At 38.1% G+C, this 17,947-nt stretch carries 13 protein-coding genes; 7 read left to right on the top strand and 6 right to left on the bottom strand.

Features of this window, described 5'->3' with window-relative positions:
* Positions 1-83: 83 nt before the first annotated feature.
* The 3 genes from ACG94X_RS14625 to ACG94X_RS14615 all read right to left on the bottom strand — a co-directional run bounded on the left by ACG94X_RS14625 (position 84) and on the right by ACG94X_RS14615 (position 5,471).
* Entirely contained in the window at positions 84-2,465 is a 2,382-nt protein-coding gene (locus ACG94X_RS14625; protein WP_419384441.1) for a glucose/quinate/shikimate family membrane-bound PQQ-dependent dehydrogenase, read from the bottom strand.
* Between the two features lie 147 nt (positions 2,466-2,612).
* The gene (locus tag ACG94X_RS14620) at positions 2,613-3,866 is read right to left on the bottom strand and encodes a carbohydrate porin (protein ID WP_419384440.1); all 1,254 of its coding nucleotides are present in this window, start codon (positions 3,864-3,866) and stop codon (positions 2,613-2,615) included.
* A gap of 486 nt (positions 3,867-4,352) precedes the next feature.
* Complete coding sequence (locus ACG94X_RS14615) at positions 4,353-5,471, bottom strand: CaiB/BaiF CoA transferase family protein (RefSeq protein WP_419384439.1); 1,119 nt, start codon at positions 5,469-5,471, stop codon at positions 4,353-4,355.
* 211 nt (positions 5,472-5,682) lie between these two features.
* Between ACG94X_RS14615 and ACG94X_RS14610 the strand changes: the two genes are divergently transcribed.
* The 6 genes from ACG94X_RS14610 to ACG94X_RS14585 all read left to right on the top strand — a co-directional run bounded on the left by ACG94X_RS14610 (position 5,683) and on the right by ACG94X_RS14585 (position 12,935).
* A complete protein-coding gene (locus ACG94X_RS14610) occupies positions 5,683-6,693 on the top strand; it encodes an AraC family transcriptional regulator (protein WP_419384438.1) in 1,011 nt (336 codons plus the stop codon).
* Between the two features lie 424 nt (positions 6,694-7,117).
* Positions 7,118-7,333, top strand: coding sequence for a cold-shock protein (locus tag ACG94X_RS14605; protein WP_419384437.1), 216 nt, complete (start codon positions 7,118-7,120; stop codon positions 7,331-7,333).
* Between the two features lie 444 nt (positions 7,334-7,777).
* Complete coding sequence (locus ACG94X_RS14600) at positions 7,778-8,983, top strand: acetyl-CoA C-acetyltransferase (protein ID WP_419384436.1); 1,206 nt, start codon at positions 7,778-7,780, stop codon at positions 8,981-8,983.
* An 11-nt stretch (positions 8,984-8,994) separates the two neighbouring features.
* Positions 8,995-11,127, top strand: a complete 2,133-nt coding sequence (locus ACG94X_RS14595; protein ID WP_419384435.1) for a 3-hydroxyacyl-CoA dehydrogenase NAD-binding domain-containing protein — start codon at positions 8,995-8,997, stop codon at positions 11,125-11,127.
* Between the two features lie 199 nt (positions 11,128-11,326).
* The gene (locus ACG94X_RS14590; protein WP_419384434.1) at positions 11,327-11,707 is read left to right on the top strand and encodes a DUF805 domain-containing protein; all 381 of its coding nucleotides are present in this window, start codon (positions 11,327-11,329) and stop codon (positions 11,705-11,707) included.
* A 232-nt stretch (positions 11,708-11,939) separates the two neighbouring features.
* Positions 11,940-12,935 (top strand): DUF2804 domain-containing protein, encoded by a 996-nt coding sequence (locus tag ACG94X_RS14585; protein WP_419384433.1) that lies wholly within the window; start codon positions 11,940-11,942, stop codon positions 12,933-12,935.
* Between the two features lie 509 nt (positions 12,936-13,444).
* Here ACG94X_RS14585 and ACG94X_RS14580 read toward each other — a convergent pair.
* On the bottom strand, positions 13,445-14,320 hold the full coding sequence (locus ACG94X_RS14580) for a metal-dependent hydrolase (RefSeq protein ID WP_419384432.1): 876 nt from the start codon (positions 14,318-14,320) through the stop codon (positions 13,445-13,447).
* A gap of 74 nt (positions 14,321-14,394) precedes the next feature.
* On the bottom strand, positions 14,395-15,270 hold the full coding sequence (locus ACG94X_RS14575; protein ID WP_419384431.1) for a metal-dependent hydrolase: 876 nt from the start codon (positions 15,268-15,270) through the stop codon (positions 14,395-14,397).
* 154 nt (positions 15,271-15,424) lie between these two features.
* On the opposite strand from ACG94X_RS14575, the gene ACG94X_RS14570 reads away from it, so the two are divergent.
* The gene (locus ACG94X_RS14570; RefSeq protein ID WP_419384430.1) at positions 15,425-16,453 is read left to right on the top strand and encodes an AraC family transcriptional regulator; all 1,029 of its coding nucleotides are present in this window, start codon (positions 15,425-15,427) and stop codon (positions 16,451-16,453) included.
* Positions 16,454-16,498: 45 nt separating this feature from the next.
* On the opposite strand, the gene ACG94X_RS14565 is transcribed toward ACG94X_RS14570, so the two are convergent.
* Positions 16,499-17,833: a Na+/H+ antiporter NhaC family protein gene (locus ACG94X_RS14565; protein ID WP_419384429.1), complete on the bottom strand. Its 1,335-nt coding sequence runs from the start codon at positions 17,831-17,833 to the stop codon at positions 16,499-16,501.
* Positions 17,834-17,947: the final 114 nt, after the last annotated feature.

The following is a 17,947-nucleotide window of genomic DNA, read 5'->3' as shown; positions in this document are numbered from 1 at the left end:
TTATTTCCCTCATTAAAAAGACAATAAAAAAAACAGGTCACGAAGACCTGTTTTTTAGAGATATGGTTAAGTTGATTGATTGATTAATTAGGTAGCGCATAAGCAACTAAAGAGTCACCCATTTTGGTACCAAATGAACCATGGCCACCCGCCATAATCACCACATATTGTTTACCATTCATTTCGTAGGTCATAGGCGTTGCTTGACCGCCTGCAGGTAAACGACCTTTCCAAAGTTCATCACCATTGGTCACATTAATCGCACGGATATAGTTATCTTGTGTACCGCCAATGAACATGACATTCCCAGCAGTAGAGATTGAACCACCGAGCATTGGAACGCCCATTTTAAATGGAGGTAAAGGAATACCTGGTAAGCTGTCTCGAATTGTACCGATACGTCTTTTCCAAGCAACATCATGTGTTTTCAAGTCTACGCCTGCCACAAAGCCCCAAGCAGGTTGTTTACATGGTAAGCCAAATGGAGACAAGAAAGCACTGATTTCCACACCGTAAGGTACGCCGTACATTGGCTGCACACCAGCTTCTGTTCCTGCACCTTTCGCAGTTTGTTTACGATTCGGATCGGCAGGGATTAGTTTAGATACAAATGGCAAGCCAATTGGATTCATCACTGCGATTTGACGATCTGGATTGACTGACATGCCACCCCATTCAAATACACCTAAATTACCAGGGAAAACCAGTGTTCCATTTTCAGATGGTGGAGTGTAAATACCGTCATAGTTTAATTTATGAAATGACACGCGACAGATTAACTGGTCAAACATGGTTGCACCCCACATTTGTTTATCTGTTAATTTATCTTTCGGTGCTAAATCAAAATCTGAAAATGGTTGTGTAGGTGAATATCTTTCACCTTTGGTTTGTGGTCCACGTTTCACACTTTGCGGTACTGGACGTTCAGTAATGGGTACAATTGCTTCACCATTACGACGATCTAATACAAAGGCATTCCCAGTTTTGGTTAAAACATAAATTGCAGGAACTTTAGTACCTTTTACATCAATATCAGCTAAGGTTGGTTGTGAAGGTACATCCATATCCCATAAGTCATGATGGGTTGTTTGGAAATTCCAGATTAATTTACCTGTAGAAGCATTAATTGCGAGCATAGAGTTCGCATAACGTTCATGTAATTCTGTTCGGTTTCCACCCCAAATATCTGGTGTGCCTACACCTGTCGGGACATATACGATATCCAATTTTTCGTCATAAGCTAAAGGTGCCCACGCATTTGGAGAATTGTGTACATATTTTTGACCAGGTCCAGGAATTTTATTTGGATCTTCAGCACCTGTGTCAAATACCCACAGTAATGCCCCCGTATTCACATCATAACCACGGATTACACCAGAAGGTTCTTCTGTTGAATAATTATCTGTGGTTGAACCTGCTATGATAATGGTTGTCCCTGTGACAACAGGTGGTGAGGTTGGAATATAGCCACCCGGATAAGGGAAAGGCATATCTTTTTGTAAATCAACTTCGCCATTACGACCAAAATCGCTACATGCTTTACCTGTATCTGCATTCACGGCAACAAGACGACCATCATTTACAGGAAGAATAACTTTACGTGGACATTCTGTAGAAGCAGATTTTTTAGCTTGTAAACTTGTTGCAAACCCAGTGGTATTATTTGCATCGTAATACGAAACACCACGACAAGTTAAATGTTGGAAAGTATTGTCCGCTTTGAGTTTTGGATCAAATACCCACTTCTCTTTACCTGTTGATGGATCTAAAGAAACCAATTTTTGGTGAGTTGTACAGATGTACATGTTATTGCCAATTTTAATTGGCGTCACCTGATTGGTCGTTTCTCCAGAATCTTTATCTGTTTTGAAATCGTTGGTGTGATATTCCCAAGCAACTTTTAAATCTTTAACATTTTTTTCATTAATCTGAGTTAATGGAGAATAACGTAATCCCGATTGAGTCCGACCATAAGCAGGCCAGTCTGCATCGGCAATGCCTTCAACTGCTTGAGGGGTAGGTTGATTAGTCGATAATGTGCCACGGATTTCTTGTGGATCATTAAAAATAGAATAAACCATGACTGCAATGGTAATTGCTAATGTACCCGATAAAGCAACTTTTGCAGTTTTGGCTTCGAAACCACGTGTGACTGCGGGAATGAGTAACCACAGACCAAATACACCTAAAATATCTAAACGAGGAGCAAGTGCAAAGAAGTCTGAACCAACTTCCCAAAGTCCCCAAATGACAGTGCCGAGAACCAGTGCTGAATAGACCAGTAGGGCAGTTGCCTTATGTTTGCGTAATAATATTGCTGTTGCAATGAACAATAAGCCTGCAATGATGTAGTACCAAGACCCACCTAAAACTGCAAGCCATATTCCACCGATCAATAGAACTAGACCAAAGATGATTGCAATTACAATCGTCAATGTTCTCAGTCCGGAAGATGGAGTCTGCATAATGACCACCTATATTTTCTTAATTCTAAAAATCCTCAACGATCTTAAGTCAGAATGATGAGGTACTTTGGTTGAATTTTTAGATCTTAAATATCTCAAAACACAGCTGTGTGAATACTGTGCAGAGAAATATTTATTATCTATAAACTAAAACGCAGTTTGTAACTTGATGCCACCAACCCACGCATTTTCCCCATTTTTATATGCGCCAACATGACGGATATATTGCACATTCGGGCGAATGGTGAGCCAATTGGTTGCATGAACGCCGTAATAAATTTCAGCGTTATATTCATCGTCTTGCTGACGAGTTTGTATGTCATTGACATCATCATTGATGCTGATTCGAGAGATACCAAAAGCAATTTCATCTTTAGGCCGCGTATCAAAAGCACCTTTATAGACAAGTCCAGCGTTTTGCATATTACCGACACGGTTGGTATCCGAATCATGTACGGTGACATTCACAAAACCAGTTAGACCACGGGTTTTATCGCCGTTATGCGCTGTTAATTGCTGCTTAGCAACAATCCAAGCGCCTTGTTTATGATAGGTTTGTTCAGGATGTAAGATTTCAGCTGCATCCGCCGTACTGTAGTAATAACCAAAACGATATTCGCCCGGTAATTTGCTCACGCCAACAATGGGTTGCCACACAACTTCTGCGGGAATGATTGCACCATGTGAACCATCTGTACTGAGATTCCAACCTTTACCACGTTCTAAATTTTCAGGATTGTATTCATAAGCACCAATTTGTGCATATAAATCAGGTTGAATCGAGTATTTCACTCGAGCTGCCCATTGGCTAACAGGCCAGTTGTACCATTGGTCACCGACCCAATTACCCACTTGAGAGCCACATAGCGCGAGGTTTTGGAAATCACAATCAAAGCTATTGAAATCTTCACCTTCACCAAAGCGTCCGACTTTGATATCCAGTTTCTGATCTAAAAATTGTTTCTTTATCCAGAAATCGGTTAAACGCCAAGTTTGACCACGTCCCCAAACCTCTTGGCTAGAACTTAAATGTCCTGCTAAGGCATCTGAAGTTTGAGACAGTGAGCGACCATTACGTTCAGTCACTGTGATTTGAGCTTCGGTGTCTTTCCAACCGAGGACTTTTTCTAAATCTATATGTGTACCAATCGCGAATTGGTCAGCATATTCAGTACCGTGACTTGAATGATGATTGGCATCGAGTAGCGTTGCCATTTCACCTGTATAGCCTAAGCTAAAGTCATAACCTTTTTTCTGTAATTCGGTACGTTTTCCATTCCAATCCCCCAACATCCATTGGCTTTCAGGATTAAATGCTTCTGTAGCATGTACAATTTGTATAGAGCAACTTAATGACAAAAGACTAATAACCCAAAATGGACTATCTTTAATTTTCTTCATATTCGGCGACCTTATTAACAAAACTGCAACTAATTGTAAATAATACTCTCGTTTTAGTACATAAATCTATTATTTTGATCGATTTTATGTAACTTATTCTTGCTATTTTATCTTATTGTGATAATTATTTGAGTATTTTTTAAGGCGTGCCTACTTGCTTATTATGCCGAGAGAACATTAAAAAATGGTAAATATTAACGAATGTATAAAATACTGTTTTTAAAGATTAAATTAAGAATCTAGTTTTGAGATTTGTGGGTGGGGCAATAGGATTATGGATTGGCGTTATATTTTTAATCGTATAAATAAAAGGCGGTTTTTATTGGTGAAAAAAGCAAGTATTTAAAATGCTAAAAAACATATAGATACAACCCTTATTTTGTAGGTTACATCTATATGTGAAGTTACAACTTATGTGAATTGTTAATATTTAAGCAAATTTGTAATTTTAATAATCGAAATTTTAAGGCTCAATGGTGAGATGAATTACCATTCACCTTCCCCTAAATCTTGACCAATAAAGTCATAACGCATTTGTGAACGAGAAAATTTAATTGGACATGCTAATTGTGGTTCTTTTTGCTCAGCATTAGATTTTAATGGAACATCGACCACCCAATTGCGTTCTTTTGCCAATGGAGAGGTTAAAGCCTCCTCTAGTTTTAAAACAGGTTCTACACAATAATCGAGGTGGCTGAAAACTTGACGCCATTCCTCCCAAGATTTTGTTTGAATTTTATTTTGAATGGCTTGTTTGACCTCTTTGCGGTCATCCGAATCAAAAGAAGCCCCTTTTTGTAAGATGCTAGGTAGTTCAAGTGTTGTAGCTAAACCATTCATAAATTGTGGCTCTAAACTGCCGATTGAAATATAACGATCGTCTTGCGTACGGTAATAGTCATAGAATGTTCCGCCATTCAGTTGTTCATTTTCTACACATTGGTTTTGTCCACCAGCAATACTGGCTGCTGCAGCCATATTATTCATAGTTACCACACAGTCTGTCATCGAAATATCAATATATTGTCCGATACCACTGCTTTGGCGTTCTGTAATTGCTGCAAGAATACCGATGACCGCATGTAAAGATCCACCTGCAACATCAGCAATTTGGATCCCCATTGGCGGTGGTCCACTGTCTTGGCGACCACTATGTCCTGCAATCCCTGACAATGAAACATAGTTAATGTCATGACCTGCTTTGTCTTTATATGAACCAGTTTGACCATAACCTGTAATTGAACAATAAATAAGTTTGGGGTTAATCTCTGCAAGTGTTTGATAATCCAATCCTAAACGTTGCATCACACCGGGTCTAAACTGTTCAACAACAATATCGAAATCTGAAATTTTTTGTTTGATGAGTTCTATATTTTTAGGATCTTTTAAATCGAGTGCTACAGATTGTTTATTACGGTTTAAATAGCTATGTGAAGTCGCTTGTCCATTGGCATAAGGAGGGAACAAACGGACTAGATCTGGACGTGTAGGTGACTCTACGTGAACAACTTCTGCACCCATATCTGCAAGGTACATAGTCGCAAATGGACCGGGTAATAAAGTCGAAAAATCGAGAACTTTCAATCCTTTTAAAGCTGTTGTCATAGTCGTTTTTACCAAATTCAGGTTGATTTTTACATCATATTAGAAATATAAAACAAACATAACAATGTCATGTTCAGCCATTTACCTTGATCATTTCGGCAATTTAAGATGTAAAAAGGTGATTTGCTATGTTGTAAATCGCCAATCAAACATTTTTTAGTGTCATTTAGGTCAATTGAAAGTGAACATCAAAGAGACTGAAGGAATTAACATGAGCCGTGATACGATTAGTATCCATTTCGTTAATGCAGCCCTGACAGGTGTAAAGCGTCTAGGAATGGATGTTGACACCTTACTTTCACACGTAGGCATAGAAGCGGAATTACTTCGTCAACCTAAAGCACGTATTTCTCCTGAGCAATACACGCGTTTTATTAAAATGATGTGGATGGTGACTCAAGACGAGCATGCTGGTTTTGATATTCAACCAAGACGTTTAGGCTCGTTTGCTATCATGTGTCAATTGATCATTCATGCCAAAACCTTGGGTGAAGCCCTAGAGCTCTCATCGCAATTCTATAAGCTATTCGGAGACGAGTGGTCTGTTGCTGTTGAGCGTGATAAACATGAAGCACGTTTAGTGCCGCTTATTCCAAAAACCATGGATCCAGATCATTTCATTACTGAAAGTATGCTTATGATTTGGCATGGTTTAGCGTCATGGTTAATTGAACGCCGCATTCCTTTGGAGCGCGTTCATTTTGGCTATCCGCGACCGAGTCATGCTGACGAATACGATGCACTATTTTTTGCTCCCGTCATGCAATTTGATATGCCACGTACCGAAATTACTTTTGCCGCAGATTATTTAGATTTACCTATTCGTCAAGATGAAGCGAGTTTGGAGGAGTTTCTAAAAGCTGCTCCTGCGCAACTTCTGGTTAAATTTAAAAATACCAATTCGCTCACATCTCGTATTCGTGAAGTATTAAAGAGTCAGATTGGCGAAGAAATGCCAACGTTGAATGATGTGGCTTCAATGCTTTACTTATCGCCACAAACTTTACGTCGCCGTTTGGCTGCGGAAGGTAAGAGTTATCAGGGTGTTAAGGATGCTTTACGCCGTGATGCTGCGATTCATTTATTATTGAATCCAGATTTAACCTTAGAAGATGTTGCGCAACAAGTTGGCTTTAGTGAAACATCGACTTTCCATCGTGCTTTCAAAAAATGGACAGGTGTAACCCCTGGCTTATATCGTCAGTTACATGGTTATCATTAATTTATATCGATAATTTATGTTGATAAAAAAATTAAAGCACTGAAAAAGACCTGATTATCAGGTCTTTTTTTTATTGTAGAACCTATCCAAAACACTAGATCATGTTTGATTTCTAGCTATAATCATTAGTAAAGATAAAATTAATAAAAAATTATTGATTTAAGTTATTGTAAATAAATGATTATTTAAAATATCAGCTTTAATTAATAAAATAATTCTAATAATTGCTTGTATACTTTGGGGAAAAGTGTATTATTAGGCTTGAAAAAAAGTTTTGTTTCGTTAAATCTTCTTTAAGTATCGCAGTTTTAGTCATAATCCTTCGTTTTTTTAGATTTTAGGTTCCATTCTTTATTATTTTCAAAGTCATTGTAGGTCGGTAAGACGACTTTAAATTATTTAAAAAATCATTAGGATTTATATTATGTCAAACTCAGCTGTTGTTAAAGGTACTGTTAAATGGTTCAACGAAACTAAAGGTTTCGGTTTCATTCAACAAGAGTCAGGTCCAGACGTTTTTGCTCATTTCAGCGAAATCGCAAACTCTGGTTTCAAAACTTTGGCTGAAGGCCAACAAGTTGAATTCAGCATTGCACAAGGTCAAAAAGGCCCAAATGCTGTAAACATCGTAGCTCTATAATACATATTTAACTAAGAAGAGTAAGGTCAACTTACTCTTTTAGTGATAAAAAACCGACTAGTTCGGTTTTTTTTTGCTTAAAATAATGACATGCTTATTTATTCAGTAAATTCTAATAAAAAATTATTCCAAACGCTTAGAATAAATTTCTGGTTATCTGTAACCAATAGTCTATACGACACATGCATTTAAACGGATTTTGCTCCTCAAAAATTTAAAATATATCTTATGTTTTTGTTATGTTCATTCAAAATCATGAATTGACAATATTGCCATCATGGAAATTCATTTTACTGAGTAAACATCTGAATATGCCCGTAAACAGATCCATTCCCATTGACCAAAACTATCAATAGACTTTCCCGTTCTCGTCATTGCACTTCAATGATTAATCATTAAACTCAACTCACCATAACAAATTTAAAGTCATAAAAAGGAACAGCTATGAGCGAGGCTTACATCATCGATGCCATTCGCACACCACGCGGAAAAGGGAAAAAAGATGGTTCACTTTATGAAGTGAAACCAATTACGCTACTTACGACCTTGTTAAATGAATTGAAAGATCGTCATAACCTAGATACATCTAAAGTTGATGATATCGTACTGGGTTGTGTAACCCCTGTTTCTGACCAAGGTGGTGATATTGCTAAAACTGCTGCAATTGCTGCAGGTTGGAGTGATGATGTTGCTGGTGTTCAGATTAATCGTTTTTGTGCATCGGGTCTTGAAGCTGTGAATATGGCAGCTCAAAAAGTTCGTTCGGGTTGGGAGGATATTGTTGTGGCGGGTGGCGTAGAGTCTATGTCACGTATTCCAATGGGTTCGGATGGAGGCCCTTGGGCGCTTGATCCTGAAACTAATTTAAAATCACACTTTGTACCACAAGGTATTGGTGCAGATTTAATTGCAACATTGGATGGTTATAGCCGCACAGATGTAGATACATTTGCCGCAAACTCACAGAAAAAAGCCGCCGCCGCTCAAGCAGCAGGTCGTTTTGATAAATCTGTGATCACCATTAAAGATGGCGCAGGCGTGGTCATTTTAGAAAAAGATGAATTTATTAAACCGGCAACAACTGCTGAAGGTCTTGCGAGACTAAATCCAAGTTTTGAAATGATGGGTAGTATGGGGTTTGATGCGATTGCATTACAACAATATCCTGAAGCACAAAAAATTAATCACGTACATCATGCAGGAAATTCATCAGGTATTGTTGATGGTGCTGCAGTTGTTCTACTTGCATCTGAAAAAGCGGTAAAAGAACAAGGTTTAAAACCACGTGCCAAAGTGCTTGCGACAGCACTTGTCGGTACAGACCCGACGATTATGTTAACAGGCCCTGCACCTGCTGCACGTAAAGCATTGGCAAAAGCGGGCTTAACCATTGATGATATTGATTTATTTGAAGTGAACGAAGCATTTGCATCTGTAGTTATGCGTTTTATGACTGAGTTGAAAGTGCCTGCTGAAAAAGTGAATGTGAATGGTGGTGCTATTGCAATGGGTCATCCATTGGGTGCTACAGGTGCAATGATTTTAGGTACGTTGTTGGATGAGCTTGAGCGTCAGGGCAAAAAGCGTGGTTTGGCGACATTATGTGTCGGTGGTGGCATGGGTATTGCGACCATTATTGAGTTGGTATAAGGGGAAGAATAATGAGCGCAATTCAATTTGAAAAAAATGCTGATGGTATTGTTATTCTGACTTTAGATTCTCCAAATCAATCTGCAAATACTATGAATGCTGACTTTCAGGTCGCTTTAACTGAAATTATAGAAAAATTTAAAGCTGAATCTGGCATCACAGGTGTTATTTTCCGCTCTGCAAAGAAAACCTTTTTTGCAGGCGGTGACTTAGATGAGCTGATTAAGGCAACGCCTCAAGATGCAACTTTATTTTTCCAAATTGTGGAAAAAATGAAGCATGAACTTCGTTACATCGAAACTTTAGGTGTTCCTGTTGTTGCTGCACTGAATGGTACTGCACTTGGCGGTGGCTGGGAAATTGCACTGGGTTGTCATGCGCGTATTGCGTTAAATGATCCTAAGAGCAAATTTGGTTTACCTGAAGTTACTTTGGGTTTACTGCCTGGTGGCGGTGGTATTGTACGTATGGTTCGCCTATTAGGCTTACAAAATGCATTCCCATTCCTTATGGAAGGTAAGCAATTTGGCGTAGATAAAGCAAAATCTTTAGGCTTAATCCACGATACTGCTGACACTGAACAAGAGTTATTTGATAAAGCAATTGCATGGGTGAAAGCGAATCCTAAATCACAACAACCGTTTGATGTGAAAGGTTATAAGATTCCTGGTGGTGATCCTAAAACACCTGCGGTTGCTCAAGTTCTTGCGATTGCCCCTGCAATGCTGCGTGATAAAACCAAGGGTTGTTATCCTGCGCCAGAAGCAATTATGGCTGCTGCAGTTGAAGGTGCTCAGGTTGATGTTGATACAGCATTACGTATCGAATCACGCTACTTCACTAAAATTGCAACAGGTCAAGTTGCGAAGAACATGATTGGTACATTCTGGCATGGTCTAAATGCGATTAAAGCAGGTGCAAGTCGTCCGCAGAATGTTGCAAAATGGCAATCGACCAAAGTAGGTATCTTAGGTGCAGGGATGATGGGTGCTGGTATTGCCTATTCTACGGCGATGAAAGGTATTGCTGTTGTCTTGAAAGATGTTTCTCAGGAAAATGCAGATAAAGGTAAAGCGTATAGTCAAAAACTGCTGGATAAACGTGTTTCTCAAGGTCGTATGACTGCGGAAAAACGTGAACAAGTATTAAGCTTAATTACTGCAACGGCGAATCCTGAAGATTTAAAAGGCTGTGATTTAATTATCGAAGCTGTATTTGAAAATCCAGAACTCAAAGCAAAAGTTACACAAGAAGCAGAAGCATTCCTTGCTGATGGCGGTATTTTCGCATCGAATACATCAACACTTCCAATCACTGGTTTAGCTAAAGCATCTAAAGATGACAAGAATTTCATTGGGCTACATTTCTTTAGTCCTGTAGATAAAATGCCATTGGTTGAAATCATCAAAGGTCAAAATACTTCTGCTGAAACTTTGGCAAAAGCTTACGATTATGTTCAGCAAATTGGTAAAACTCCAATTGTTGTGAATGACAGCCGTGGTTTCTTCACCAGTCGTGTATTTGGTACATTTGTTCAGGAAGGTTTGCGTATGCTTTCTGAAGGAATCCATCCTGCACGTATTGATATGGCTGCGCTTAAAGCAGGTATGCCAATTGGTCCATTGGCAATTCAGGATGAAGTATCTTTAACTTTATCTGAACACGTTGCAGCTGAAACTCGTAAAGCACTTCAAGCTGAAGGTAAAGATTTGCCACGTTCAGGTGCAGATGAAGTGATTGAAAAGATGATCCACACGTTTGACCGTAAAGGTAAGGCTGCGGGTGCGGGCTTCTATGATTATCCAGAGGGTGGCAAAAAGCAACTTTGGGATGGTTTGAGCCACTGGAAGAAAGATATCGATATTTCTGAACAAGAAATGATAGACCGCTTCCTGTTTGTGCAATCGTTAGATACTTTACGCTGCTACGAAGAAAATGTATTGGAATCTGTTGTAGATGCCAATATTGGTTCGATTTTCGGTATAGGTTTTGCACCGTGGACAGGTGGTGCAATTCAGTTCTTAAATCAATATGGTTTAGAAAAAGCTTTAGTGCGTGCTAACGAGCTTGAAGCGAAATATGGTGAGCGTTTTAAAGCACCACAACGCTTAAAAGATAAAGTGGCAAGCGGTAAAATTGATTAATCCAATATCTAGTGACTCAGAAAATTTCTGGTTTCTAATATTTATTTTTTGATCAGAAGATAAGAGAGAGGCAATATTGCCTCTTTTTTATTTACTATAAAATGATAAATAGTCTCGAAAATGTAAATAAATTAGGCTACTATTTATTCGATATTTATAAAAATTTTTACAACACTTAAAATAAACAGTGAGAAAACATATGTCGCAAATTAAAACTGAAGACCAATACAATCCAATTGATTGGTTTAAAAAAGGGTTAAGTAATTATGCTAACTTTTCAGGACGTGCGCGTCGTAAAGAGTTTTGGTATTTTGCACTTGTCCAGTTTGGATTAATCATTATTGCATGTATCTTAGATTCGATTATTTTTAAAAAACCATCTGTATTTTATATCATTACCGCACTTGCATTATTTATTCCTTATTTAGCCGTTTTAGTTCGTCGCCTGCATGATACTGGACGTTCGGGGTGGTGGTATTTTATTTGTCTCGTTCCTATTGTTGGCGCAATTTTGCTCATTGTTTGGTTGGCAACAGAAACTAAACCTGAATCAAATCAATGGGGTAGTCCAGCCAAATAAGCACGAAGTTTATTGAAATAGAGATTTAAAATATAGGGCAATTGCCCTATATTCTTTTGCATCATAATAATGATGAGAAAATATAGCGCTAAATTTAGAAATTACGCTGAGGGGGAATTTTTTTGGGTAAATTTATATTTTTCTATGGTTGCTAAATTTACAAAAATAGTAATAATTAAATGATCGACTAAAGTCTTATTCGCTCCCATAAATAAAGGATTGGGAATAAAAAATGGATTTAATACAAAGCAATGGTCAACCGCGTTATGGACGTTTTAAAGAGCTTCCAACTACAATCGATGTGGCACAATATGTGTATAAAACACCTTATGGGAAAGAGCTAACAGGTTGGCGTAAGCAATTAAAATATAAAAAATTTAAATTCTGTTGCATTCAACACGATCAATACACAATTGGAATTGCGATTGCAGATATTGGTTGGGCAGGACATGGGTTTATTTATATCTACGACCATTCGACGAATGAAGTGTTGGAATGGAATGCTAATACTATTTTAGGTCGTGGTACAGTGGTCGATGAACAGCCTTTGTATAGCCAAAGCCATTTTAGTAAATCACCATTCGAGTTTGAGATGCAACATGCTAATGGTGTGCGTTATATTCAAGCTAAGCGGCATGGTGAAATACAATTAAAAGCCCGTATTTTTTGTGCCGGAACTGAGCCTTTGAGTTTGTGTAGTCCAAATGGTATCAACGGATGGACATATACGCAAAAGAAAACTACATTGGCAGTAGAAGGTTTTTTTATTAATAAAAATAAGCAAGAGATTCATTTTACTGATAAAACATTGGCTGCATTGGATGACACTTGTGGTTTTTTAAGACCTGAAACTGCTTGGTTTTGGCTTTCTTGTAATTTTTGGGATGTGAATGGGCAGCGTATCGGATTAAACCTTGCGTCTGGAGTCAATGAAAGTTTTGGTAATGAAAACTGTCTTTGGGTGAATGGCATGTTATATGCAATGTCAGATGTACTCTTTGAAAAATTAGATGAAAATGTTTGGTCAATTCGTTCTTTGGACGGAAAATTACAATTGACTGTTGAAACAGGCTGGCGTCGTTTTGAAAATCTAAATCTTCGTTTGGTCGGAAGCCAGTTTAGTCAGTGGCAATCTAAAATTAGTGGAACTATACAGACTGAAACGGGTGAAATTTTTCAACTCAATAAAGAGTATGGATTGTTGGAGCAGCACTATGCTAAATGGTAATACTTGTTAATTTCACTTTATTTATTTTTTATTGAGTAGCATACCAAAAAGCATCTTCTGCAAGAATTGGATCAGATATTTGTTATCAACTATCAACGAGAGCTCGAATGAATAGATGTGTTTCTGCCATAGCTAATATTCATTGAAACAGCATTTTCATGAATTTAGTTAAGTGCTCACATGCTACATTGATATACATAATATATTGTTTGGGATAGTGTTTTCATGTGTATAAAGCGCTGATTGACGTGACAAGTGAACTTTTTACAGATTTTTTGTCAATTTTAAGTTTATACAGGTTAGTTTTGGGCAATCATTCTACTTTTTCAGAAATGAATAAATAAAAAAGCAACATAAGCTACAGTGGATATCTACTTATGTTGCTGAAAGGGTAAATTAGAAAGTATCACTGAATTGTTTATTTTAAAACCATTTACGTTTAAACAATTCATACCTTAATTTAAATGTGAATGCAAATATTTAAATAGGTGTAAACATTTAAAATAAGTCTATAAAGCGGCTTGCCAAAAAGCCTCGCCGGCTGCGATGGGATCATTTGTTTCAGCTAAAGTATCAATCCAAACCTGATATTGACGAATCACAGGATGCTGACTTGGATGAAAATCTGCTTTAAACCAATCCATGAATTGGCTACGCATAGCTGTTAATTTACCGTGACGTCCAAAGAACCACGGTAATCCTTTTACTGCCATTTGAGCGCGTTGCAAACGATTAAAGCCGTCATATTTCAACATGACATCGGCACGATAAAATGTATAGCCAAACATTAAACATGTTGTGATAAGTAGTGCTGCTTTACGTGTAGTTTCAGGGACTTCCCCAACTTGTTTCATTACATCGAAAGCCACATCACGATGTTCCATTTCTTCAATCGCATGCCACGCAAATAATGCTCGGACATAGGGGTGGACATCTTGTAAGGTTTCTTTTTTACTGTAAAAAGTCTCTGCCATGAGCGCAGTCAGGTGTTCAGATGCAGCTGTAATTGCAATATTGTATTGCGGAGAACGTACTTGTATTAACTCTTCGAAGCGCTTGCCTAAGAAGTTAATGAACTGTTCTACGGGCATGCCTTGACGCTTCATTTCATCATTCATTTTGTCATGTGCGATGCCATGCTGTGCTTCTTGACGAATAAAATCTGTAACTTTGTGCTGTAATTCAGGATCAATGATTTTATCTCTAAATAAACGAACACTTTGAATAAAGTAGCGTTCACCCACTGGAAAAGTCAGACTAAGCGCATCGAACATACGTGTTTTAAATGGATCGCCATTGAACCAAAAGCGCGGAATTTGATCTAATTTGAAATCCAAATTCGAACGTACCACAGGCTCAACCTGATTTTTTACATAAGCATTCATTGTTTTATTTCTCGCTATGATGATCTTAAAAACCTAAACTTTTAAAATGAAAATGATCAACATTTTAAGGTGATTTACAAACCAGCTTTCCAAAAAGCATCACCTGCTAAAATTGGATCATTTGTTTCAGCCATGGTTTTAACCCAGACATCATATTGCCGAATAATAGGGTGTTGGCTTGGGTGGAAATTAGGTTTATACCAATCTAAATATTGCCCACGCATAGCATTAAAAATCCCTTTTTTACCGATAAACCAAGGTAATCCTTTCGCAATCATTTTGACTCGATCTAAACGAGAAAATCCGTCATATTTGAGCATGATATTGGCACGGTACATGGTGAAGTTAAACATCATGATTGTGGTAAAAGCCAGTGCAAATTTACGTGTGCTTTCAGGGACTTCACCGACTTGTTTCATTACATCAAAAGCCACGTCACGATGTTCCATTTCTTCAATTGAATGCCAAGCGAGCAACGCACGTACATAAGGATGTGCTTCGGCTAATGTTTCTCTTTTGCTGTAGAACGTTTCTGCCATTAAAGCTGTTAAATGCTCAGCGGCGGCTGTCATGGCAATGTTGTACTGCGGTGAGCGTTTTTTGAGTTCAAGTTTAAACACCTTGTTTAAAAAGGTAATAAATTGCTCTACAGGCATACCTTGTTGTTTCATGACTTGATTCATTTTGTCATGTGCGATGCCATGTTGTGCTTCTTGGCGAATGAAATCTGCAACACGTTGTTGTAAGTCTGGATCAGTAATTTTGTCACGGAACAAACGTACACATTCGATGAAATATCGCTCGCCGTCTGGGAATGTAACACTTAACGCATCAAACATACGTGTGCGAAATGGGTCGCCAGCGAACCAGAAACGAGGAACATCTTCCAGTTTAAAATCCAATTTAGTTCGAACAACAGGGTCTACTTGATAATGGACTAAAGCATTCATTTTATTTTACTTGCATAGCCTTTGATGGTTTCAGTATGTCGGGCTTTTACAACTTTGTTTTGACAGTTGTTGCCAATTTTTATACATTTTACGACAGAATGAAAATACAGCTTGTCAAATTGGAACGTGACTTGAAGGAACTTGAGTAAATAGTATGAATGAAATACTCATCGCAAATGGTTTTTATCATCTTTGGCAGACTTATTTGTTTGAGCAGGGTATTGATTGGCAGCATATTGATTTTTTGAAAGATGAACGTTCACAATTGACCCATATTTTATCATTACCGATAGATACACAGTCGTCCTATACACTTTTTTTCCAAGTGATTGAAAAAACTAAGCAAGCATTGAATTGCCCGCACATTGTATTTGAAATGGCGCGCTATGTTAGACCAGAACATTTTGGTGTATTGGGTTATATGGCAGCACGAAGTAATACTGTTGCAGAGGCCTTACAATATATTGGGCGCTTTAGTCGATTGGTGATTGATGGAGATGAAATTACCCCGATGCAGGTACGTAGAAAAGATGATGTGGTTTATCTTTGTTGGCCATTTTTACAAGAAAAATACTGTCTGATTAGTGAGTTAACCAATGCTTTAATGGTGTGTTTAGCACGTCAAATTGTTCCAGATTATCAGTTTCCTTTACAGTGTGTGCATTTTGCACATAGCCCACAAATTGCGGTTTATCATTATCAAAAGTTTTATGCTTGTGACGTGTTATTTAACCAGCCTGAATACTGTTTTGGTTTAAGTTTGTCGGGTTTAAACTTGAAATTACTGCAAGCTGATCCATCACTGATGCAACTTTTAGTTCGTCAGGCGGAAGATGCGATTGCATCTAAGCCACGGTTCGAAACCGTAGCAGAGCATTTGCATTTACTTGTCGCTGAATATTTACGTCTAAAAGAACAAGCACCGAAAATAGATGAAATTGCACAAGAGTTACATATTTCGATTCGGACTTTACAACGTCAGCTCAATGATTTGGATACATCATTTAAAAAAATTGTAGAGATTGAGCGCATGAAGCGCTGTGAGCATTTTTTACAGAATAATATACATTTTACCGATATTGCGATGCGTTTGGGTTATTCAGATCAGTCTGCTTTAGCGAGAGCTTATAAGGCACATAGTGGGCAGACTTTACTGCAGAGAAAACAAGGGTTGAAGGGATGATAAAGCGTATGATTCACACTTGATCATCCCTGTTTTTAGTATTCATCATCTTAATGCTTTTAGTTTTGGAAACCTAAATACAATTGCCAATACTGCTAATATTGCCAAAACCCAACAATAATAAATCGAACCGATGAGTTCCACAGGGGAGAGTTTGGCAATTGAACATGCAAGTAATAATTGAGCACCGTATGGAATAATCCCTTGAACGATGCAAGAAAAAATATCCATAAATGCAGCTGCACGTTTTGGATCTACGCCGTATTCTTTGGCAACTTCTCGTGCCATATCGCCTGATAAAATGATTGCAACGGTATTATTGGCAACAAATAAATTAGAAAAAATCACCAAAAAGCTAATCCCGATTTCACCTGCACGTTGTTTGCCTATTTTAAACAATCGTGTTGCAGTATAAATCCGTTGAATTAACCATTCTAAACCACCTTCTTTTTGCATGATGGCGGAGAGACCACCTAAGAACATTGACAATAAAGCAACTTCAAACATGCTTGTAAAGCCATCATAAATAGATGTATTTAATTTGAAAATGCTAAAGGCAGGAGTTTCTATTAAGCCCATGACACCAGAAAGCACAACGCCAATAGTAAGCACGGCGAGTACATGCAGGCGAGTGAATGCAAGGAAAAAAACAGCGACATAGGGCAAGATGAGCCAAAGGTTGTAATCCTTATATTCAATGGCTTGAGATGAATGGATATTCAACATATAAATACAGACTGTCACTATTGCAGCAGGGAGTGCAATCCAAATATTGACTCGAAATTTATCCTTTAATTCCACATTTAAACTTCGTGTTGCTGCAATGGTTGTATCTGAAATCATGGATAAATTATCGCCAAACATCGCACCACTTACGACGGCACCAATCGCATAGACTGTTGCGATATCTGTTGCTTGAGAAAACCCGAAAGCAATGGGTGCACATGCTGCTATGGTTCCCATCGATGTACCCATTGCAGTTGCAACAAATGCAGAAATGATGAAGAGCATGGGTAGAACAAATTCAGGCGGAATAATGGACAAGCCAAATTGCACAGTTGCATCTACGCTACCAATCGCACTAGATACACTGGCGAATGCACCTGCGAGCATGAACACCATAAACATCAAGATGAGGTTTGGGTGACTTGCGCCTTTTAGAAACTCATCAATTGCCTCATTGAGTTTTCCACGATAAATCAGCACAGCTAAAATAATCGCAGGTAAGGCAGCAACGGGTGCTTTAATTTGATAAAAAGCAAATTCGGTACCGATGATTGAGTGGTAAATACCACTGCCTAAAAAAATGGCTAAAAATACAATAAGCGGTAATAGCGCAAGCACACGTGCTTGCACCTTAGGGGTGGCGTGGGAGGTCATACACAACAGATAAAATTTAAAATTCCTGCGTAGTATAGAACAGCTTTTGCAATTTCTGAAAAGTTATGCAAATTTAGCTAAATGGTTTTTTTAAAAAGCTTTTTATAAGAGAAA

The sequence above is a fragment of the Acinetobacter psychrotolerans genome, from assembly GCF_048552595.1.
Lineage (GTDB): Bacteria > Pseudomonadota > Gammaproteobacteria > Pseudomonadales > Moraxellaceae > Acinetobacter.
The sequence above is the reverse complement of the archived record's forward strand: the minus strand, read 5'-3'. Positions and strand labels throughout refer to the sequence as shown.